We start from the raw sequence: 21657 nt of genomic DNA, 5'->3' as shown, positions 1-21657 counted from the left end.
ATGAACGCGAACGCGTGTGAAGGACGAATCATGACCATGAGCCCGTTGCGCCCGCCCGTGGCGAGCGGAGACCTGCCCCCGTGTCCGACCATCACCGGCTGAGGGGACCCGCCATGTGTGGCATCGTCGGCCTCTTCGTGGGCTGTACGGCGGTCAGTTACTGCCCCAAGCGGCTGCTGTCCCGCACCCCCGCGCCCGGAGGCGATGCGTCCGCCGGCCCGGGCGACGCGTCCTTTGGCGCGGCGGACTCCGCCGACGCCTACCGCAGCCCCTTCCGCAGCTGGGACAAGCGCGCAGCCGTCCGCTCCGCGCCCCGGCGCGAACTGCCCGCCGAGACGGACGGCCTGTACTTCTTCTCGCCCGACCTGGTGCCGCTGGCCCGGCACGAGCTGGTGCGCGGGCTGCGCCCCGAGCTGTACGAGCAGGTGCTCGTCCAGCACCTGTACCGGTACCTGGACTTCACCGCGAAGCTGGAGCAGGTCGTGGTCAACCGGACCGCCCTCGGCATCGCCCAGGGCACGGTGGGACTCCGGCTGCATCCGGACATGCGCTTCGACGCGTACCGCGTCTACTGCGACGAGGCGTATCACGCCCTGTTCTCCGCCGATCTGATGCGGCAGGCGGAGCGGCGTACGGGCATCGCCCCGCGGCTGCCCCGGGAGCCGTACTTCCTCACCCGGCTCGCCGAGATCCAGCAGAACGGCACCGAGCCGGCGGCGCTGGCCGAGCTGGTCTTCGTCATTGTGTCGGAGACGCTGATCTCCGGCACCCTCGGCGAGGTGCCGGACGACCCCCGGGTGGTGCCGACGGTCCGGGACGTCGTCCAGGACCACGCGGCCGACGAGGGCCGCCACCACACCTACTTCGCCCTGTTCCTCAAGGAGTTGTGGGCCCAGTCGGACCGGGCCGCACGGCGCGATGTGGCGCTCCTCGTGCCACGGATGATCGACGCCTTCCTCCGCCCGGACCTCCCCGCCCTGCGCGCGGAACTGGCCGGCTACGGCATCGGGCGCGACGCCACCGAGCAGATCCTCGCCGAGGTCTTTCCCGAGGACCTGGTCCGCGCGGCCTCCCGGAACTCCGCCCGGCAGACCGTCCGCTATCTCGCCCAGCTGGGCGCCCTGGACGAGCCGGAAGTACAAGCAGCCTTCGAGAACTACGAGTTGGTGTGACGACATGCCCCTGAACGAAACCCCCGCGGAAACCCCCGCGGAGACCGCGGCACCGGCCGCGCCCACCGTCCTCGTGCTGGGCGGCACCGCCCCGGTCCGGGCCGCCGACGGACGCGACATCAGCGAGCGCTCGATGCGGCAGTTCCGCGCCAGGGGCTGCCGGATCGTGCTCACCGACACCGCGGCCGCCCTCCGCGCCTGCCCGGAGCTGGCCGACGCCGCCGACGAGGCGCACCCGCTGGACTTCACCGACCCGGCCGCCTGCGTGGCGTGGGCCACCGCCTACGCCGCGCACCACCCGGTCGACGCGGTGGTCGGCTTCCGCGAATACGCGGTCGTCGCGGTCGCCGAGACGGCCGCCGCCCTGGGCCTGCGCGGCAACGCGCCGGCGGCGGTGCGCAGGGTCCGCGGCAAGGACGCCTGCCGGGAGTTCCTGCGCGCGGCCGGGTTCGCCCAGCCCGAACTGCGGCTCTGCTCCGAACCGGCCGAGGCGGCCGGGTTCCTCTCGTCCCGAGGGGGCGCGCCCGTGATCGTCAAGCCGCGCGACCGGTGCAACAGCGAAGGCGTACGCCTGGTCACCGAGGAGGCCCAGCTGGCGCCGGCCTTCGAAGCGGCCCGGGACGACGAAGGGCTGGTCCTGGTCGAGTCGTACGTCGAGGGGCCGGAGTACAGCGTCGAGGGGCTGTTCACCGGCGGCCGGCCCACCGTCCTCGCGGTGACCGAGAAGCAGCTGTCCGCCGGCTCCTTCGTGGAGTCCGGGCACACCGTGCCGGCTCCGCTGCCCGAGGCGCTGCGCGAGGAGATCGCCGACGAGGTCGTCCGCGCCCTGACCGCGCTCGGCCTCACCACCGGACCGTTCCACGTCGAGTGCTGGCTGACCGGGCAGGGCGTGGTCCTCGGCGAGGTGCACGTACGCCAGGGCGGGGACGGCATCCACGCACTGCTCGAATGGTGCCATCCCGGCTTCGAGCTGTACGGGAGCTGGCTGGACGACCTGCTGGGCCGCCCGGCCGAACTGCCCGGCGCCCCCCGGCGCGGAGCGGCCGTGCGCTTCCTCGTACCGCCGCCCGGCACCGTGGAGCGGGTCTCCGGATGGGACGCGGTGGCCGCCCACCCGTCGGTGCTGGCGGCCGCGAGCACCCTGGCGGCCGGGGACGAGGTCGGTGCCGGCGCGTCCAACGGCGACCGGCACGGAATGATCATCGTCGGCACGGAACGGCCGCACGAGGCCGCCCCGCTGGCCGACGCGCTGATCGCCTCGGTCGATGTCCGGGTCAGCTGACGTGGCGGGCGCGGGAGTTCAGCCAGCGGACACAGCCGGCGGTGTACGAGGCCAGCAGCTCGGTCCCGAAACGCTCCCGGTCCCAGTCCTCGTCCAGCACCAGGCCGTGGTCGACGCAGACGTACGTCCACGCCTGCCCGCCGCCCTCCAGCGGCACCGTCCGGCCCTCGTACATCGGGCCCTCGTACGCGTCGAGCAGGGCCCGTTCGTCCGCGTCCAGGCCGGTCAGCAGGGACCCGGGGACCCGGCCCGCACCGGCCACCAGACCGGGGAAGGGGCGGGCCCGCAGGGCGGCGTTGCGCCAGCCCGCGACGGCCGCCGGACGGGCGTCCGGCACCCGCCCGAGCAGCGCTTCCTGCACCTCCCGAAAGGTGAGGCTGCCGTACACGAACAACGGGTCGGCGATCGGGACGCTCATCGCGGCGAATCCTCCCTCAGGGGTCTGCGCATTCCCGGCGGAGCCTATGCGCCCCGTCCGCCGCTCCCTCCCACCACCCCCGCCACCGGCAACGAGAGGCACACACAGTCATGACGGACATCGCGGTGCGCCCGCCCGGCACCTGGCAGGAGCACACGAGCAGCGCCGGACCGGCGGACGAGCGCTGGGAGGCGCTGCTGAGCGGTGACGACTTCCACCTCTCCCGGCGCTGGCTCGAACTCGCCGAACGCACCACGGCGGCCCCGATCCGCTATCTGACCCGGCACCGGGGCGAGGAGCTGGAAGGCGCCCTGGTCACGGTCGTCGGCGACCGCGACGCGCCCTGGGTGCTCGCCCGCCCCGACACCCTCCTCGCCGCCTGCGCCGCCGAGGGCCGCGAGGGCGCGGCCGGCCTGCTGGCCGAGACCGGCGACCCGGCCGCCCTGCTGCCCAGCCTGGTCTGCGGCGGCCGGCACATGGGCCGCAGCCGGCTGCTGCTGCGGGACGGCGCACCGGACGACACGGCCGACGGCCTCCTGGACCGGGCCGAGCGACACGCCCGGTCCGTCGGCGCGGCCTCGGTCGCCTTCCCCTTCGTGGACGAACGGGACACCGCGCTACGGGAGCTGCTGGAGCGGCGCGGCTACCGCCGCCACGCGTCGGGCCGGTACGCACGGCTCCCGCTGCCCGCCGGCGGGCTGGACGGCTATCTCGCCGCGCTCCCGGGCAAGCGCCGCCGCCGGGCACAGGCGGACCGCCGGCAGCTGAGCGCGGCGGGCATCACCTCCTCCCTCGCCCCGCTCGACAGGGCCGACATCCCGCGGCTGGCGGTCCTGGAGGCGGAGCTGATGGCCAAGTACGGACTGGACTGGGCCCCGGCGAACACCGAGGCGGCGCTGCACGGCATCGCGGACCTCATGGGCGAGGACGCGCTGGTCTCCCGGGTCACCGGGGACGGCGAGATCCGCGGCTACGCCGTACTGCTGCGCCACCGCGACCAGTGGTACTCCCGGCAGACCGGCTTCGACTACGCCTACCAGGGGCGGCTGCCGCTCTACTTCGAGGCCCTGTACTACCGCCCCGCCCTGGAGGCGCCCGCCCACGGCGTCACCGGCATCCACTACGGCCTGGGCAGCGAGGAGGCCAAGCGCTCCCGGGGCTGCCTGGCCGACACGCAGTTCGCGTATCTGCTGCGGCTGGAGGAGTCGTGAGCACGGCCACGGAGACCGGGCCGGGCCGGGAAGGCGTGCTGCCGGGCGGGACCGGTGTGTGGTGGTTCACCTCGGCGGGGCTGCTCAACTCACTGGGCACCGGCTTCTTCCTCTCGTTCGCCCTGCTGTTCTTCCAGGACGTCGCGGCCCTGCCGCTGGCCACCGTGGGCACCGGGCTGACCGCGGTGACCCTGGCGGTGCTGCCGCTGATGTCCGTACTGGGCAGGCTCGCCGACCGGGTCGGGCCGAGGACCCTGCTGATCGGGGCCGCGCTCGCCCGGAGCGCGGCCTTCGCCGGGTTCCTGGCCGCCGACGGACTGACCGCCTTCCTGGTCCTGGCCATGCTGTCGTCGCTGGGCGCGCGCGCCGAGCAGATCGGCAGCCCGCTGCTCGCCGTCACCCTGGCCGGGACGACGAAGGCGGAGCGCGGGCGCTGGCTGGCGCTGTCCCGCACGGTGTTCAACGCGGGCGTGGGATGCGGGGCGCTGCTCGGCGGCCTGCTGGTCGGCCGGGGCTTCGGCTACGCGTCGCTGGGTTTGATGACAGCGGTGGGCTTCCTGCTGGCGGCGCTCCTCTATCTGCCGCTGGGCGGCCGGTCGGCGGACCGTACGGACGCCACGGCCGCCCGGAGCGGCACCCCGCCGGAAGAGGCCGGGGGATCGCCGTGGCGGGACCCCCGCTTCGTGCGCGTCGCGCTCGCCGGGGCCCTGCTGTTCCTCGCCGCAGCGGCCCTGGAGAGCGCGGTGCCGGTCTACCTCCTCACCGTGCTCGGCCTGCCCGGCTGGACGGTCGGCGCGCTGTTCGCGCTCAACACCGCCCTGCTCGCCCTCGGGCAACTTCCCCTGAGCCGGCGCCTGGAGCACCACAGCCCCGGCCGGGTCCTGTCGGCGGGGGCGCTCATCGCCACGGTGTCGTTCCTCCTGTTCCCGGTTGCCGGGGCGCTCGGCGCCGGGAACGGCACCGGGGCGTCCGCGGCCGTCCTGGCCGCCGCGATGACCGGGTGGACCGTCAGCGAAATGATCGTCTTCCAGACGGTCGCGGTGGTGCTGACCTCGATCCCCACAGAACGGCGGCGCGGCGCCTATCTCGCCGCCAACCAGATCCCGGTGGGCGTCGCCACCGCCCTGGCCCCCCTGTTCGTCACCTCGATGCTCGCCGTCCGGCCCGCCGCCCTGTTCTGGGTACTCGGCGCGCTGGCGCTGACGGCCGGCTTCCTCGCCCGTAAGGAGAGCCCGACACCATGACATCCGACACCGCGACACCCGGCACCCTGCCCGCAGGGGCGGACCGTGTCGCCGGTCTGACCGCGGCCGGCTGGGACCCCCTGGTCGGGGACGACGACTTCTTCCTCAGCCGCCGCTGGATGAGCGTGGTGGAGTCCACCGGCAAGGTCGACACCCGCTACCTCACCGTCCCGGCCGGCGACGGCACCCCGCTCGCGGGCCTCTCCCTCGCCCTGGCGGACCGGACCGTCCCATGGACCCTCGTCCGCCCCGACACCGTGCTCGCCTCGTCGGCCGGGGAGGGACTGCCCGGCGCGGCGGAGCTGCTGGCCGCCCTCGGCGGCGACGCCACGGACGTCCTGCTGCCCGGGGTGGTCGCCGGGGGCCGGCACGTGGGCGGCAACCGCATGCTGCTCGCCCCGGACGCCGGCCCCGCCGAAGTGGCCCGCCTGCTCGACCGTACGGAGGAATGGGCGAGGTCACGCGGCGCCCGGTCGGTCTCGTTCCTCTACACCGACGAGTCCGACACGCTCCTCAACGAAGCGCTGAGGCAACGCGGTTACCTCGCCGCCGAGGCCGGACGGTACAGCCGCCTGGACATCCCCGAAGGCGGCTTCGAGGACTACCTCACCCGGTTCACCGGCCACCGCAGACGCCGTATCCGCGCCGAACGCCGGGCCCTGGAGGCCGCGGGCGTCGAACACGTCATGGCGCCGCTCGGCGACTTCCCGCTGCCGCGCCTGGCCGGGCTGGAGGCCGAACTGTTCGCCAAGTACGGCCTCGGGCACTGGAAGGCCGAACAGTCGCTGGAGGTGCTGGAACGCACCCTGGCCGTCCTGGGCGACGACGCGTTCGTCTCGGCGGCCGTCGCGGACGGCGAGGTACGCGGATTCGGGCTGCTCGCCGGACACGCGTCCTGCTGGTACGCGCTGCGGGCCGGCTTCGACTACGCCTTCCAGGACAAGCTGCCGCTCTATTACGAGACGCTCTACTACCGGGTCGTCGAGCACGCCGCACGCAACGCGGTGCACACCGTCCACTACGGACTCGGCAGCGAGGACGCCAAGCGCTCCCGAGGCTGCACCTCCACCACCCAGCGCACCTACGTCCTGCCGCTGGACCCCGACGGCCGGCCGGCCGGCAACGGCTGACACCGCGCGCCCGCCGCCCTCCCCCCTTCTTCCACCGAACCAGAACCTGGAGTGTCCGACGGTGACCGTCACCACCCTTGCCCCGCCCGCCGCCGGGGTCGCCTTCGACATCATCGACCGCGCACTGCGCGAGGTCCCGGAGTACCAGGCGTTCCGCAGCGGCCGGCTCAGCCGCGCGGACTACTGCTCCTGGCTGCACACGGGCGCGCTCACGGCGCCCGAAGCCGGGCTGACCGAGGACCAGTTGCACCTGTCCACCCGTTTCCCGGCCGACGAACGCGGCTTCACCGAGCACGTCCTGCACACGCTTCACGAGGACGGCCTGATCGGCTCCGTCGCCTACCCGGAGGCCGAGTTCGACGCCCTCCGGGACCGGGTCGCCGCCGGCTTCGTACACGAGGACAGGACGACGTACATCTTCCCGGAGGAGGCCAGACTCCTCTTCGCCCTGTGTCACATCCTGGCCCCGCGCCGCGCCGTCTTCCCGGGCTCCTACTACGGCTACTGGGCCGTGTGGGCGATCCCCGGCATCCGGGCGGCCGGCGGCACCGCCACCCTGGTGGACATCGACCCGGGCACCATGGCGCTCGCCGCCCGGAACCTCGAAGCCCTCGGCCTCGCCGACGGAGTCGAGTTCGCCACCACCGACGCCATCGCCTTCGGCGGCACGCTGGAACCCTTCGACCTGTGCGTACTGGACGCCGAGGGCCCGGCCCCGCAGCACGCCCCCGAGGGCACCGACCCCGACCTCGTGGACAAGGCCATCTACTACCCGATCATGGCGGCGACCACCCCCGCCCTGCGCCCCGGCGGCCTGCTGATCGCCCACAACATGCTGCTCGAAAACCTCACGGACAACCGCTACTTCGCGGGCCGGATCGCCAACAACCGGGCACAGTACGCCCGGTTCCAGGAACACCTCGACGCGCACTACGACAGCCAGCGCCTGGTGCCCAGCTCGGAAGGCACCGGCATCTACCGCCGCAACCCCGGCGCGACCGTCCGCGAGGCCGCCCGGTGACCCGCTCCCCGGCCGCCACCGCGGCCGCCGCCACCGACGTCGTGCTGCGCCCGCTGACCGCCGCCGACCTGCCCGACGTCCAGGCCGCACTCCGCCACGCCGTCCACCACACCGACGCCACCCTGGACTACCGGGAGAAGTCCCTGGACGAGCTCGGCGCCTGGCTCACCGCGCACCACGGCCGCTACCCCGCCCTGGCCGCCGACGCCGGGGGCCGGTTCGCCGGCTACGGCACACTCAGCCCGTTCTCCGCCCGCAAGGGCTATCTGGCCAGCGCCGAACTGTCCGTCTACCTCTCCCCGGACGCCCAGGGCCGAGGCGTCGGCAGCGCCCTGTGCACCCGGCTGACGAAGGAGGCGGAACGGGCCGGCATGTCCACCGTGGTCGCCTTCATCTCGTCCGACAACGAGGCGTCCCGCCGGATGGTCCTGCGCAACGGCTACCGGCACGAAGGCGTGCTCAGGAAGATCGGCTACAAACGGGGACACCTGATCGACCTGGACATCTACCAGCACACCTTCCCGCGGAACTGCGCCCGCTACGACGGCACCCCGCTGGACGACGTACTCGCCCGCATCACCGAGGAGACCTCACCGTGACCACTCCCGCCCCCTCCGGATCCGCCGCCTTCGACCGCCACGTCGCCGGCCAGCCCGACGCCGTCGCCGCCCTGCTCGACACCGAACTGCCCGCGCTCGACCCCGCCCGGCCCCTCCTGTTCACCGGCATCGGCACCTCGCTGCACGCCTGCCGCACGGCCGCCGCCTGGGTGCGCCTGCTCAGCGGCGGAACCGTACGGGCCGCCGCCGTCGACGCCCACGACCTGGCCCTGACCGAACGGATCACCCCCGCCGACCAGGTCGTGGTGGTCAGCCACCGGGGGACCAAGACGTTCCCCAACGAGGTGCTGCGGCTCGCCGCCGAGGCGGGCGCCACGACGATCGCGATCACCGGCGACGGCGCCCACGCCCCCCTCGCGGACACGCTCCTGCGCACCTGCCCGCAGGAGAAGGCCAGCACCCACACCGTCTCGTACGTCACGGCGCTGACCCTCCTCGCCCGCCTGGTCGCCGCCTACCTCGGCGACCGGGCCGAGCCCCTGACCGACGCGCTGCGCACCGTCCCCGACGCGCTGCGCCGCACCCTGGACCTGCCCCTCGCCCCGGCCGCCGTGGACACCCTGGCCGAGGCCACCGCACCGGTGCTCGTCGCCGGCACCGGCCTGGACGCGATCACGGCGGCCGAGGCGGCGCTCAAGATCAAGGAGGGCACCTACCGCTGGGCCGAGGCGCTGCACACCGAATTCGCCCTCCACGGCACCCCCGCCGTCTTCACCTCCGCCACCGCCGGGTTCCTGATCCGGCCCGCCTGGTCCGACGGCGGCCGCACCGACGACCTGGGTACGCTGCTCCGCGCACTCGGCGCCCCGGTCTTCCTCTGCGACACCGAGGCGTCGGCCGCGCTGCCCTTCGCACCGGTCCCCGATCTGGTCCGGCCGCTGGTCACCGTGGTCCCCTTCCAGCGCCTGGTGTCCGCCGCGGCGGCCCGGACGGGGGCGAGCCCCGACCTCACCCACCTGGAGGCCGAGCCCTGGGCCTCGGCGGTCCGCGCGGTCACCCTGTGACCGGCACCGCGGCGGAGGTCACCGACGCCTATCTGCGCGACGAACGGCTGGCCGCCCTCGTGGCGGAGACCTCGTTCCCGCGCGCCTTCCAGGACTGCTGGGGGGACCGGATGCTCTCCCGTCCCCTCTTCGTGGACGGTGAGGAACTGCGGCGTACCGCCGAGGACGTGAACGCCCTCTTCACGCTCCTCGGCTCCCTTCCGCAACGGCTGTTCGACGGCGACACCGGCCGCTACTGCGCCGAACTCGGCATCGCACCGGACCGCGCGGCCGTCCTCGGCAGATTCGCCGCCACGGGTGCCACCCGCTACGGCCGGGCCGACCTCTACCACGACGGCTCCTCGTTCAAGCTGCTCGAATTCAACGTGGCCAGCGACCTGGGCGGCACGGACCGCTCGGAGATGCAGCGGGCCCTGCTCGGCCACCCGGCCTTCGCCGCGTTCGCCGCCGAGCACGGCCTCGCGCACGTCCACACCGGTGAGCGGATCGCCGCCGCCCTGCGCGCGGCGGCGGGCCCGGTCACCGGCGGCCGGGAGCCCCGCGTCGGCCTGGTCTGCGCGCCCGGCGGCCTGACGGCCTTCCGGCACCTGCTGCTGGCCTTCGCCTCGATGATGCGGAATCTCGGCATCGCGCTGGAGCTGGGGGAGCTGGACGCCCTCACCGAGCGGGGCGACCGCCTCCACCTGGCCGGCTCACCGGTCGACGTGGTGTTCCGCTTCTTCACGGTGGACGACCTCTGCGCGGACCCCGCGGCCGCCGCCCGGGCGGAGCTCGCCTTCCGCGCGCACGAGGAGGGCCGGGCGGTCCTGTGGACGCCCATGGACAGCTCGCTCTACTCCAACAAGGGCACGCTGGCGCTGCTCTCGGACCCCCGCCTGAGCACCGCGTTCACACCCGGCGAACGGGCCCTCGTCGGCCGGCTGCTGCCCTGGACCCGGATTCTGGCCGAGGGCCCGGTGGAGCTGGACGGCCGGGAGACCGACCTGCTGGACCACTGCCGCGCCCACCGGGCGGAGCTGCTGCTCAAGCCGCTGCGCGACTTCGGCGGCAGCGGGATCACGCCCGGCTGGGAGTGCGACGACGCCCGGTGGGACGAGGCGCTGCGCGGCTGTCTGACCGCGGCCGCCGCCGAGCCCGGGAACCGGTGGATCGTGCAGCGCCGGGTCGTCCCCCGTACCGAACCGGCGACGGCCCCCGGCACCGGCGCGCTCACCGACTGGGTCGCCGCCTGGGGCATGTTCCTCACCCCGGAGGGCTACGCCGGCACCGACGTCCGGGCGGCCCCGGTGGAGGCGTCGGCCGTGGTGAACTACGGGACCAACCCGCTCACCCGCACGACGGGCGTCTTCACCGTCGGCTGACGGCCGGCTCCGGGCACGAAGAAGCCCCTGACCTGCGCTTCCGCAGATCAGGGGCTTCTTTGAGAGGGTGAGTAACGGGACTCGAACCCGCGACATCCTGGACCACAACCAGGTGCTCTACCATCTGAGCTATACCCACCACGTCCGGGCGTTTCCGACCGGCCGAGAAAAAGTGTACAGGGTCCGGGAGGGTGCTCGCGCACTCATTTCCCGGCGGGGGGTCACGGCCCCCGGAGGGGCCGTGACCAGCGCCTTCAGGCGCGGGGCTGCGAGACTCGCGCGGCCGCCGCCTTCGCCTGCTCGGAGTCCGGGCCGGGCTGCGGGACGAAGACCGCCTCGCGGTAGTACCGCAGCTCGGTGATCGAGTCACGGATATCGGCGAGCGCCCGGTGGTTGCCGTTCTTCTCCGGGCTGTTGAAGTACGCCCTCGGATACCAGCGGCGGGACAGCTCCTTGATGGAGGAGACGTCCACGATCCGGTAGTGCAGATAGCCCTCAAGCAGCGGCATGTCCCGGGACAGGAAGCCGCGGTCGGTGCCGACCGAGTTCCCGCACAGGGGCGCCTTGCCCGGCTCCTTCACATGCTCGCGGACATAGGCGAGAACCTGCTCCTCGGCGTCGGCCGGCGTCGTGCCGCCGGCCAGCTCGTCGAGGAGGCCCGAGGCGGTGTGCATCTGCCGCACCACCTCGGGCATGGTCTCCAGCGCCGCGTCCGGCGGGCGGATCACGATGTCCACCCCTTCGCCGAGCACGTTCAGCTCGGAGTCGGTGACCAGCGCGGCCACCTCGATGAGCGCGTCAGCCGCCAACGAGAGCCCGGTCATCTCGCAGTCGATCCACACCATGCGGTCGTTCATGGGCTCCACCCTACGGGGCGCTCCGCTGTCCGGGCAGGGCCGGGCGGCCCGCGGCGAACACGTCGGTGGCCGCCTTCGCCTCCAGCACCGCGGGTGCGGCGCCGGACGGACCGGGGACGGCGGTACGGCGGCTCTGCGCGGTGCCCTGGCTGGGCACCGCCACCTCCGTCACCACGACCGGCTCCGGCGCCCCGCCCTGCGGACGGCGGGCCCGGTAGGCGGCCCGGTACGCGGCGGGGGAGGAGCCGAGCTGGCGGCGGAAGTGCCCGCGCAGCGCGACCGGCGAGCGGAAGCCGCAGCGGCCCGCGACCTCGTCCACCGAGTAGTCCGACGTCTCCAGGAGGCGCTGCGCCTGGAGCACCCGCTGGGTGATCAGCCACTGGAGCGGTGCGCTGCCCGTCAGCGAACGGAACCTCCGGTCGAAGGTCCGCCGGCTCATGTAGGCACGCGCGGCCAGCGTCTCCACGTCGAACTGCTCGTGCAGATGCTCCAGCGCCCAGGCGACGACCTCGGCGAGCGGGTCGGAGCCGATCTCCTCTGGTAAAGACCTGTCGAGGTAGCGCTCCTGACCGCCACTGCGCCGGGGCGGCACGACGAGCCGGCGGGCCAGTGCCCCGGCGGCCTCCGTGCCGTGGTCCGAGCGGACTATGTGCAGACACAGGTCGATGCCGGCCGCCGTCCCGGCGGAGGTCAGCACGTCCCCGTCGTCCACGAACAGTTCGCGTGGGTCGACGTGCACCGACGGATAGCGCTTGGCCAGCGTCGGTGCGTACATCCAGTGAGTGGTGGCCGGCCGGCCGTCCAGCAGCCCGGCGGCGGCGAGCACGAAGGCCCCCGTGCACAGGCCGACGATACGGGCGCCCTCCTCGTGGGCGCGGCGCAGCGCGTCCAGCGCCTCCAAGGGCGGTGGCGAGGTGATGGAGCGCCAGGCGGGCACCACGACGGTGCCTGCCCTGCTGATCGCCTCCAGCCCGTAGGGCGCGGTCAATTCGAGTCCGCCGGTGGTGCGCAGCGGACCCTCTTCGCCGCTGCACACGAGCAACCGGTAGCGCGGAACTCCCGCGTCCTGGCGGTCGATTCCGAACACCGACAGCGGGATGGAGCTCTCGAAGATGGGGCCACCGCTGAAGAGCAGCACGGCGACGACTTCCCGGCGTCGTCTTCCGCCCAGCTTTCGTACAGCCTCCGTTGCGGTGGCGGAGTCCTGGCTCATGACGCTAAGCCCCCCTCGGTTTTCGCGTCTTCCTGGTCCTTACGGGCCTGTCGCACCTGCACTTGTCCCCTCGGTCGTGCACGAGTTCCCGGCCTTCGACGCCCAAGATCGAATCTACTGCGTCCCGTGGTGCCGTCGTGACAAGTTCACCAACCGGCTCATTGTCGACAAGGCAACCTGGCGGGAAGCGTTCGATCGCGAAGCGTTTCACTCACGGCCCGTGCAGGGAAGTGCGTCCGGCGTTCATGGCCCGTCCCCATTGGGCGGAAGCGTACCGCCCGGTCTCTTCCTGCCTGGTGGCAAGGGGGTTGATCGGCCATTTCGACAAGGAATGGACCGGTCCCTGAAGTTGGCTGAAAATGTACGGTCGCGTGTGCGGAAATCAGTCGTTCTACCGGCGCACAACCCGGGGCGCCCGACCGCCCCCGTGCGCCCCCGGCCGGGGCCGGCGGGCCCGGCGGCGGGTTCGGCACCCCCGGCCGGGGACCGGTTCGGACGGGCAGCCGAATACCGCTCCACCGGCCGTCCCCGGAGCAGACCGCGCGGTGGGTTCCGGACGGTCCACGGGATTCGGCCGACTCCCCCGGAAGGGTGGGTTCCGCTCCTCGCGGGCGACGCCCCCGGACCGTCCGCGCGGCCCCTTCCGGGGTGGCCGGGCCGGGCGCCGCAAGGGGCCGGGGCGGTGGCCGGTACGTCTGTGTAGAGGGCAACCGGCATTGCCATCCGGGCCCGGTCTCGGGCATGCTCCGGAAAACGCCGCACGCCGCTGTGCGCGGGGCGGGCAATGGAGGAGTGGGGCCGTACCCTTGGGGGTAAGGGGTTGGGAAGATGATTCCCGGACACCACGACACCGCCCGCTGACGCACCTTTCCACGTCGCTCTCCTTACGAGGACTCTCTTCGCCGAGACACCGATGGCCGGTCACGAAATCCCCGAACCCGCGGACCGCAAGCAGGTAGCCGACCCCGTGTCGGACCCGCTGGCGGCCGAACAAGCGCGCCGTCCGTGCGACCCCGCCTTCCGGCATGGGGTCGTCGTCGGCTTCGACGGCTCGACCTCCAGCGAGCGGGCCCTCGCCTATGCGATCGGAATGTCCCGCAGGACGGGCTCCGGTCTGATCATCGTCCATGTCGCCAACCGGCTGCCGACCACGGTCTGGGCGGGCTGCGAGCCCCCCGTCTTCGTGGACGTGCCGGACCACCGCACCGAGGTGCTCGGCCTGGAGCTCGCCTGCGCGGACTACCTCGCCGAGGTGCCCTGGGTGCTCGTGGAGCGCGGCGGGGACATCTGCCACGAGCTGGAGGAGGTCGGCCGGGAGTATTCGGCGGACGCCATCGTGGTGGGCTCCACGCACGGCCTGGTGGGCAAGCTCTTCGGCTCGGTGGCCGGCCGGCTGGCCCGCCGCGCCCAGCGGCCGGTCGTGGTCATCCCGTAGCCCGTCAGCCGCCCCGGGGCGCGCCCTGGACCCCGTGGCGTCAACTCGCCTGTGGAAAACGCCGTATGGGCCCTTCCCGGCCGCCCCGGGGCCGATTCGGGCCGGTACGCGGAAGGCCCCGCGGTCACCGACCGCGGGGCCTCGTCTGCGTAACGTGACTATTCGACGGTGACGGACTTCGCCAGGTTGCGGGGCTTGTCGATGTCCCGGCCCATGGCCAGTGCCGTGTGGTACGCGAAGAGCTGGAGCGGGATGCCCATGAGGATCGGGTCCAGCTCGTTCTCGTTCTTCGGTACGACGATGGTGTGGTCGGCCTTCTCCTGGACCTGGTGGGCCACGGCGAGGATGCGGCCGCTGCGGGCCTTGATCTCCTCCATCGCGGCGCGGTTCTTCTCCAGCAGGTCGTCGTCCGGCACGATCGCCACGGTCGGCATCGCGGGTTCGATCAGGGCGAGCGGGCCGTGCTTCAGCTCGGACGCCGGGTACGCCTCGGCGTGGATGTACGAGACCTCCTTGAGCTTCAGCGACGCCTCACGGGCCACCGGGTACCCGCGCACCCGGCCGATGAACATCATCGACTTCGCATCCGCGTACTCCGCGGCCAGCCGCTTGATCTCGTCCTCGCCCGCCAGGATCTCGCTGATCTGGGCGGGCAGCTTGCGCAGGCCCTCGATGATCCGCTTGCCGTCCGCGACCGACAGGTCCCGGATGCGGCCCAGGTGCAGGGCGAGCAGCGCGAAGGCGACCACGGTGTTGGTGAAGCACTTGGTGGACACCACGCACACCTCGGGCCCCGCGTGCACATAGGTGCCGCCGTCCGCCTCGCGGGCGATCGCCGAGCCGACCACGTTGACCACACCGAGGACCCGGGCGCCCTTGCGCTTCAGCTCCTGGACGGCGGCCAGCACGTCGTACGTCTCACCGGACTGCGAGACCGCGACGTACAGCGTGTCGGGGTCCACGACCGGGTTGCGGTAGCGGAACTCGGAGGCGGGCTCGGCGTCCGCGGGGATGCGGGCCAGCTCCTCGATCAGCTGGGCGCCGATCTGGCCCGCGTGGTACGAGGTGCCGCAGCCCAGGATCTTGATCCGGCGGACCCCGCGCGCCTCGCGGGCGTCCAGGTTGAGGCCGCCCAGGTGCACCGTGGAGAACCGGTCGTCGATCCGGCCGCGCAGCACCCGGTCGACGGCGTCCGCCTGCTCCGAGATCTCCTTGTGCATGTACGTGTCGTGGCCGCCCATGTCGTACGACTCGGCCTCCCACTCCACGGTGGTCGGCGTGGCCGTCGTGGTCGAGCCCTCCGTGGTGTACGTACGGAAGTCGTCGGCCTTCAGGGTGGCCATCTCGCCGTCGTCCAGGGTGACGACCTGGCGGGTGTGGGCGACCAGGGCGGCGACGTCCGAGGCGACGAACATCTCCTTCTCGCCGATGCCGAGGACGACCGGGGAGCCGTTGCGGGCGACCACGATGCGGTCGTTGAAGTCGGCGTGCAGGACGGCGATGCCGTAGGTGCCCTCGACGGAGCGCAGGGCCTCGCGGACCTTCTCCTCCAGCGTCCCGGCGTCCGAGCGGGCGATCAGGTGGACCAGCACCTCGGTGTCGGTCTCGGAGAGGAAGACGACGCCCTCGGCGGTCAGCCGGGCGCGCAGCTCGGAGGCGTTGTCGATGATCCCGTTGTGGACGACGGCGACCTTGCCCTCGGCGTCCAGGTGCGGGTGGGCGTTCTCGTCGCTCGGGGCGCCGTGGGTGGCCCAGCGGGTGTGGGCGATGCCGGTGGTACCGGCGAAGCGCTTGGGGACCCGGGACTCCAGCTCGCGGACCCGGCCCTTGGCCTTGACCGACTTCAGAGCGGCGGGCTTGCCGGCCGCGGGCTTCCCGGTGATCACGATCCCGGCGGAGTCGTAACCCCGGTACTCCAGCCGCTGCAACCCCTCCAGCAGCAGCGGGGCCACGTCACGCTTTCCGATGTAACCGACGATTCCGCACATAGAGCTTTTCTGTCCTCCGACGACGAATGAGTGAGACGAACAAGTGAAGGGGCGCCCGGCCGTGAGGCGGCCTCAGCCGTAGACGATCCGGCGCAGCTGGCGGAGCGAGAGCTCCGGCGGCGCGACCGCGCGGTGCGGCAGTTCGGCCGCGATCCGCTCGAAGATCTCCGTGTTCACCAGGCCGCCGGCCTGTAGTTCGCGGTGGCGGCGGCGGACGAAGACCTCGGTCGTCTCGTCGAAGTACGCCAGCACGTCGAGGATCACCCGGGCGGCTTCGCCGCGGGGCAGCGTGGTGCTGCGCACCACGTGGTCAATGAGGTCGTCGTACGACGAGAGGCGTTCGAGCACCCGTCGATACTGCGGCGGAAGGGGCCCGAGCGCAACAATCCTGCCCGATATCGGGCAAGGAGCGGCGATAGTGGCCCCGTTTTTCTGGCTTGGGTGGATTTCGCGAGGGCGGTGCGGGGGGTGCGGGGGAGGGGTGACGCGGCGGTGGTCGGAGCCAAAAGGGTGAATGTGCACATAAGACGCAAAAGCTCATCAGGGTGCCTGGGTGACCAACGCCGGTAAGTGGTCTACACCTTGACCACCCGTGAGACGCGCGGTACGCATGGCGACGGAGAAAGGTCAGGAGACCCCGCAGAGTGACCCCCAGAAAGGGACCCGGCTTGTGAGACTGCACCCGGTACGCCGCAGTGCTCTTCCTCGTGCGCTGCCCCGGCTCCTCGGCTCGCTGCTTCTCGTCGCGGCGGCCGGTGTCTCCAGCGCGTGCGCCGCCCCGGAGGCATCCGCCGCCGGCGCGTCCGTCGTGGCGTGGGCGCCCCGGCCGCTCGGCCAGGTGGTGCCCGCCCCCGCCTCGGTCAGACCCGGCGGCGACCCGTACGTCCTCAGCAGCTCCACCCGCATCCGCACCCTCGGCGCCTCCGGCGAGGCCCGCAGGATCGGCGACTACCTGGCGGGCCTGCTGCGCCCCTCCACCGGATTCGCCCTGCCCGTCACCACCGAGGACGGCGCCGACGGCATCCGGCTCCGGCTCGACCCCCGGGCCGGCAAGCTGGGCGACGAGGGCTACACGCTCACCTCCGGGCGCGGCAACGTCACCATCACCGCCCGGCAGCCCGCGGGGCTCTTCCACGGCGTCCAGACCCTGCGCCAGCTGCTCCCGGCCCAAGTGGAGCGCGACACCCGGCAGACGGGCCCCTGGCGGATCTCCGGCGGCTCCATCACCGACACCCCGCGCTACGCCTACCGGGGCGCGATGCTCGACGTCGCGCGGCACTTCTTCTCGGTGGACGAGGTCAAGCGCTACATCGACCAGGTCGCCCAGTACAAGATCAACACCTTCCACATCCACCTGTCCGACGACCAGGGCTGGCGCATCGCCGTCGACTCCTGGCCGAGGCTGGCCACGTACGGCGGCTCCACCGAGGTCGGCGGCGGACCCGGCGGCTACTACACCAAGGCCCAGTACCAGGAGATCGTGCGCTACGCGGCCTCCCGCTACCTGGAGGTGGTCCCGGAGATCGACATGCCGAGCCACACCAACGCCGCGCTCGCCTCGTACGCCGAGCTGAACTGCGACGGTGCCGCGCCGCCGCTCTACACCGGCATCGAGGTCGGTTTCAGCACGCTGTGCGCCGGCAAGGACGTCACGTACGACTTCATCGACGACGTCGTCGGCGAGGTGGCCGCGCTCACGCCCGGCCGCTACTTCCACATCGGCGGCGACGAGGCGCACTCCACCACCCATGAGGACTACGTGGCGATCATGGACCGGGCCCAGGCGATCGTCGGCAAGTACGGCAAGACCGTGATGGGCTGGCACCAGCTGACCGGCGCCGACCCGGTGAAGGGCGCCGTCGCGCAGTACTGGGGCTACGACAAGACCAGCGCCGCGGACCGGCGGCAGGTGGCGGACGCGGCGAAGAACGGCACCAGGCTGGTGCTGTCGCCGGCGGACCGGGTGTACCTCGACATGAAGTACACCGACGAGACCGTCCTGGGCCTGAAGTGGGCCGGCACGGTCGAGGTCCGGCGCAGCTACGACTGGAACCCGGGGACGTATCTCACCGGCGCCCCGGAGAGCGCGGTGCTCGGCGTCGAGGCGCCGATCTGGTCCGAGACCCTGACCGACAGCGACGACATCGACGCCATGGCGTTCCCGAGGCTGCCCGGTGCGGCCGAGCTCGCCTGGTCCCCGGCGTCGACGCACGACTGGGACACGTACAAGGTGCGTCTGGCGGCGCTCGGGGAGCGGTTCACCGCCCAGGGCATCGACTACTACCGCTCGCCGCAGGTCCCGTGGCCGGCGTCGGAGACGACCGGGAGGTGACACGGCACCGCCCCCGGCGACCGGACCTCCGGCCGCCGGGGGCGGTGAACCGCCGCGTCAGGCGACCTTCTCGGCGTCCTCGATGGCCTTCGCCAGGTCCTCCAGGATCGGCGCGCACTTGTCGTAGCTGTAGATCGGCTCCGTCGTACGCGGAACGACCTGGCCCGCCTTGACCGCGGGCAGCTGCTCCCAGGTCGGCTTGGAGGTCAGCGCCTCGGGCTGGAGCGCCGAGGAGCGGTTGTCCATCATGATGATGTCGGCGCCGTACTTGTCGACGTTCTCCCAGCTCAGCTCCTCGAAGAAGCCCGCCTCGTTCACCTTCGGCGCCACGAACTTCACGCCCAGCTCCTGGAAGTACAGGGTGTCGGCGGACATCTTGGCGAGCGAGACGTAGAACAGGTCCTGGCTGGCCGAGCCGACCATGACCCTGATCTCCGGCTTCGACTTCGCGGCCGCGCGCAGCCGGGCCGCCGCCTTCTCGAACCGCGTCTTCGCGGCGGTGACCTTCGCGGACTTCACATCGGCGCCCAGCGAGGCCGCCAGGTCCTCGTGGCGCTGGATCGCCTTCGGGATGGTGGTCTCGGCGGCCCACAGGGCGACGCTCGGGGCCAGCTTCAGGATCTTGTCCTTGGACTGGTCCGGCACGTACCAGAGGGCGTCCTTCTCCCACATCGCCGTGACCAGCAGCTCCGGGCCGAGCGCCGCGTACTTCTCGACGTTGAACTCGCCCCAGACGTTGCCCAGGATCTCGACCTTGCTGATGTCCAGGTCGCCGGCCTGCACGTCCGGCTTGCCGTCCGCGGTCTTCGTCGGGCCGAAGACCGCCTTGACCTCGATGCCGTAGTCGTGGAGGGCGGCGGCGACACCGGTGAAGGCGACGATGTTCTTCGGCACGGACTTGGCCTCGGCGACCTGGCCCCGGTCGTCCTCGAACTTCCACGGCCCGGCGTCGGCGCTCTTGGCGCCGGAGCCGGCGGAGTCCTTGGAGTCGCTTCCGCCGCAGGCCGCGAGCACGGCGCCGAGACCGATGGCGCCGCCGGCGGCCAGCAGGCCGCGGCGGGTGGGACGGGACACTCGGGTTGTGCTCATGACGGAATCCGCTTTCGTACGAGCCGGAGACCGGCAGGTGACACGTTCGAAGGAAGGCTAGCCTAACCTCAGCGTTTGTCGACCTGTCGACGGGGTCCGGCCCGGTGGACGGGCGCCGCCCTCATGCCTCCGTCGCCCAGACGTGCTCGTACCAGGCGCTGCCGCCCTTCGTCGCGTCGTGGCGCGGGTCCTGCTTCCACTCGCTCCTGGTCACCTTGAAGTTCGCGCCCGGCATGAGCAGGACCTCCGCCTCGGTGTCCTGGTAGCGGTGGAACGGCTCGACGTCGCGGCCGTACTTCCCGGTCAGTGTCAGCTCCAGCAGGATGCGGTGCGTCGCCTTGCCGGAGACCTTCTGGCCGCGCATGAAGTCCATGGCCACGGGCTCCTCCCGGCTGGTGCTGTCGAAGGAGGTGGTGAAGACGGAGCCCGGCCGGTAGTTCAGCGCGGCCTGCTTGCCGAGCTGGTACACCGACTCGTCGCCGCCCGCGTTCCAGTCGCCGCGGAAGACGGTGCCGGTGACGGGAGGAAGCCGCTTCAGCGCCTCCATCGTCATGTCGGCGTGCGCCTTCATCTCCTCGAACAGCACGGGTGCGAGAAGGTCGACGCGCGCGTCGATGACGGCGACGGCCGCCTCCTTGGCCGCCTGGTTCGTGCCCTTGGCGGCCGCGAGCTGCGGCGCGATCACCGGGTCCTCATCGAGGGTGTTCACCGGCTCGGCATCGGGGTCCTGCGCGGCCCACTTGAGCTGCTTCTTGATCTGCTGGAGCGAGATGGCCTCGGCACCCGCGGCGGCCAGGCCGCCCGTGCCGTACGGCGCGTACCCCTCGGGCAGCAGCCGGCTGCGCAGCACCGAGTTGATCATCTGGTGCGCACCACCGGTGTAGGTCATCAGCGCGGTCGCGTGCGCGGGCTTGAACTTCTCCGCGACGGCCTGGGTGGAGGCGCCGTCGTTCCGCTGCTTCCATTCGGTGATCTGCTTCGTGGCGGGCAGGACGTCGCCCGCCACGAACGCGTCGTACTTGTCCCGCGCCAGGCCGGCAGTCGCCTGGCCGGGCTCCATGAAGCCGCTCGCCGCGGGGTTGACCGCACGGGCGGCGTCGGCCTGGGCGAGATACATCAGCTCGTGCGGGAACTGCCCGTCGACGCAGACGTGTCGGCGCAGCTCCTCCTCCGTGAAGGGCGCGATGCTCTGGTACATCAGCGCCGCGCCCTTGCCCGCCCGGGCGGCGGTCTCGCCCGGCCCCTTGACCCCGGCCGCCCAGGAGCCGCGCAGGATCTCGTAGAGCGAGTGGTCCCAGGACGGCAGCATCCAGCCCATCAGCGCCATCCGGTAGTCGAAGACGTCCACCCCGGACACGTTGATCCACTGGAAGGTTTTGAGCATCCGGGTCGTGGTGCCGGACATGCCGGCGACGACCGGGATGCCTCGCTCGGCGTTCGCCTTCGGCCATGCCTCGTTCTGCTGGATCTCCCAGTAGGCCGCGCCCTCGTTCCAGGGCAGCTTGTCGTCGGGCCCCGGCTTTCCCGCGAACTCCAGCTCGCGCGCGCTGAGCGGGGCGCCGCGGGTCTCGTAGTCACGGGGGGTCTTGCGGTTGGCCAGTTTGCCGGCCTCGCTGCGCTCCTTGCGCGGCCCCTGGCTGCTGATCATCTCGCGGGTGTCGCCGGCTATGGTCTCCGAGTCCGACTGCCACAGCAGGCCGCCCAGGGCATACGGGTCCTTCTCGTAGTTGTACCCCTTGCCGACGGCGCTCGCCCCGGCCCACAGGGGCAGCCGGGTCCAGCTGTTGAGGAACGCGGAGTGCTTCTTCAGCTCCTCCTCGTTCATGCCGAGGGTCGACGCCAGCTGCGGCCTGGGCCCGATGATGCTGTTGAGGATGTTCTTGAGCGACAGCTCGGCGCCCTTGTTGTAGTAGGCGGCGTTGTAGACGGCCGTGATCAGCTCACGGACGTTGCCGTCCCGGGAGAAGAAGTCGTTGATCTGAGTGGTGGTCATCTTCTCGCCCACCTGCCCGGCGCTGGTCCGGTCGTCCTTGAAGAACGACTTGTTGGCGAGCGCGGAGTCCTTGTGCTCGATGCGGCTGTACTTGATGAGCAGCTGCTTGAGCCGGTTCACCGTCTTGCGCGCCGCCGCGAGCGCCCTCGGGTGCCGGAAGGCGTACGCGCCGAGCCGCTGCTCGAACTGCTCGGCCGACGCCTGCCAGTTCGTGTTCGCGTAGTACTGGGCGTGGTCGAAGGGCACCTCGCCCTCGCCGAGGCGTTGTACGGCGATCTTCCCCGCCG

General features: G+C 72.2%; 18 protein-coding genes and 1 tRNA gene. 11 read left to right on the top strand and 8 right to left on the bottom strand.

Annotated elements, in window-relative coordinates:
- The first annotated feature begins 113 nt into the window (after window positions 1-113).
- Both OG338_RS09195 and OG338_RS09190 read left to right on the top strand, forming a co-directional pair.
- Entirely contained in the window at window positions 114-1172 is a 1059-nt protein-coding gene (locus OG338_RS09195) for a diiron oxygenase (RefSeq protein WP_405936848.1), read from the top strand.
- Window positions 1173-1176: 4 nt separating this feature from the next.
- A complete protein-coding gene (locus OG338_RS09190) occupies window positions 1177-2454 on the top strand; it encodes an ATP-grasp domain-containing protein (RefSeq protein WP_405936847.1) in 1278 nt (425 codons plus the stop codon).
- Here the strand turns inward: OG338_RS09190 and OG338_RS09185 are convergent.
- A complete protein-coding gene (locus tag OG338_RS09185; protein ID WP_405936846.1) occupies window positions 2447-2872 on the bottom strand; it encodes a gamma-glutamylcyclotransferase family protein in 426 nt (141 codons plus the stop codon). The genes OG338_RS09190 and OG338_RS09185 overlap by 8 nt on opposite strands.
- A 110-nt stretch (window positions 2873-2982) precedes the next feature.
- Between OG338_RS09185 and OG338_RS09180 the strand changes: the two genes are divergently transcribed.
- The 7 genes from OG338_RS09180 (at window position 2983) to OG338_RS09150 (ending at window position 10463) form a co-directional block, all read left to right on the top strand.
- A complete protein-coding gene (locus OG338_RS09180) occupies window positions 2983-4083 on the top strand; it encodes a GNAT family N-acetyltransferase (RefSeq protein ID WP_405936845.1) in 1101 nt (366 codons plus the stop codon).
- Window positions 4080-5327, top strand: a complete 1248-nt coding sequence (locus OG338_RS09175) for an MFS transporter (protein ID WP_405936844.1) — start codon at window positions 4080-4082, stop codon at window positions 5325-5327. Before OG338_RS09180 ends, OG338_RS09175 begins: the two co-directional genes overlap by 4 nt.
- Window positions 5324-6457 (top strand): GNAT family N-acetyltransferase, encoded by a 1134-nt coding sequence (locus tag OG338_RS09170; RefSeq protein WP_405936843.1) that lies wholly within the window; start codon window positions 5324-5326, stop codon window positions 6455-6457. The genes OG338_RS09175 and OG338_RS09170 overlap by 4 nt, the downstream gene beginning before the upstream one ends.
- Before the next feature lie 61 nt (window positions 6458-6518).
- Window positions 6519-7478, top strand: a complete 960-nt coding sequence (locus OG338_RS09165) for an O-methyltransferase (protein WP_405936842.1) — start codon at window positions 6519-6521, stop codon at window positions 7476-7478.
- Window positions 7475-8077: a GNAT family N-acetyltransferase gene (locus OG338_RS09160; protein WP_405936841.1), complete on the top strand. Its 603-nt coding sequence runs from the start codon at window positions 7475-7477 to the stop codon at window positions 8075-8077. Before OG338_RS09165 ends, OG338_RS09160 begins: the two co-directional genes overlap by 4 nt.
- A complete protein-coding gene (locus OG338_RS09155; protein WP_405936840.1) occupies window positions 8074-9102 on the top strand; it encodes an SIS domain-containing protein in 1029 nt (342 codons plus the stop codon). Before OG338_RS09160 ends, OG338_RS09155 begins: the two co-directional genes overlap by 4 nt.
- Window positions 9099-10463, top strand: coding sequence for a hypothetical protein (locus tag OG338_RS09150; protein ID WP_405936839.1), 1365 nt, complete (start codon window positions 9099-9101; stop codon window positions 10461-10463). Before OG338_RS09155 ends, OG338_RS09150 begins: the two co-directional genes overlap by 4 nt.
- Window positions 10464-10529: 66 nt before the next feature.
- Here the strand turns inward: OG338_RS09150 and OG338_RS09145 are convergent.
- From OG338_RS09145 to OG338_RS09135, 3 genes are all read right to left on the bottom strand, one after another.
- Window positions 10530-10602 (bottom strand) — tRNA-His (locus OG338_RS09145).
- Between the two features lie 115 nt (window positions 10603-10717).
- Window positions 10718-11320, bottom strand: coding sequence for an oligoribonuclease (gene orn, locus OG338_RS09140; RefSeq protein WP_405936838.1), 603 nt, complete (start codon window positions 11318-11320; stop codon window positions 10718-10720).
- A 10-nt stretch (window positions 11321-11330) separates the two neighbouring features.
- Complete coding sequence (locus tag OG338_RS09135) at window positions 11331-12533, bottom strand: helix-turn-helix domain-containing protein (RefSeq protein ID WP_405936837.1); 1203 nt, start codon at window positions 12531-12533, stop codon at window positions 11331-11333.
- Window positions 12534-13446: 913 nt separating this feature from the next.
- On the opposite strand from OG338_RS09135, the gene OG338_RS09130 reads away from it, so the two are divergent.
- Window positions 13447-13968, top strand: coding sequence for a universal stress protein (locus OG338_RS09130; RefSeq protein WP_405936836.1), 522 nt, complete (start codon window positions 13447-13449; stop codon window positions 13966-13968).
- Window positions 13969-14126: 158 nt separating this feature from the next.
- On the opposite strand, the gene glmS is transcribed toward OG338_RS09130, so the two are convergent.
- Together glmS and OG338_RS09120 are read right to left on the bottom strand one after the other, a co-directional pair.
- On the bottom strand, window positions 14127-15956 hold the full coding sequence (gene glmS, locus OG338_RS09125; RefSeq protein WP_018105727.1) for a glutamine--fructose-6-phosphate transaminase (isomerizing): 1830 nt from the start codon (window positions 15954-15956) through the stop codon (window positions 14127-14129).
- Between the two features lie 72 nt (window positions 15957-16028).
- Window positions 16029-16304 (bottom strand): hypothetical protein, encoded by a 276-nt coding sequence (locus OG338_RS09120; RefSeq protein ID WP_018105728.1) that lies wholly within the window; start codon window positions 16302-16304, stop codon window positions 16029-16031.
- A 322-nt stretch (window positions 16305-16626) separates the two neighbouring features.
- Here OG338_RS09120 and OG338_RS09115 point away from each other — a divergent pair, with 322 nt between their 5' ends.
- Window positions 16627-18288 carry a beta-N-acetylhexosaminidase gene (locus OG338_RS09115; protein ID WP_405936835.1) on the top strand — a complete coding sequence of 554 codons (1662 nt, stop codon included), beginning with the start codon at window positions 16627-16629 and terminating at the stop codon, window positions 18286-18288.
- A 57-nt stretch (window positions 18289-18345) separates the two neighbouring features.
- Here OG338_RS09115 and OG338_RS09110 read toward each other — a convergent pair whose 3' ends face one another.
- Complete coding sequence (locus OG338_RS09110) at window positions 18346-19377, bottom strand: ABC transporter substrate-binding protein (protein WP_405936834.1); 1032 nt, start codon at window positions 19375-19377, stop codon at window positions 18346-18348.
- Window positions 19378-19498: 121 nt separating this feature from the next.
- Window positions 19499-21616 carry a hypothetical protein gene (locus OG338_RS09105; protein WP_405936833.1) on the bottom strand — a complete coding sequence of 706 codons (2118 nt, stop codon included), beginning with the start codon at window positions 21614-21616 and terminating at the stop codon, window positions 19499-19501.
- Window positions 21617-21657 lie beyond the last annotated feature (41 nt).

It is taken from the genome of Streptomyces sp. NBC_00726 (assembly GCF_045161735.1).
In the GTDB taxonomy this organism is placed as follows: domain Bacteria; phylum Actinomycetota; class Actinomycetes; order Streptomycetales; family Streptomycetaceae; genus Streptomyces.
The sequence above is the reverse complement of the archived record's forward strand: the minus strand, read 5'-3'. Positions and strand labels throughout refer to the sequence as shown.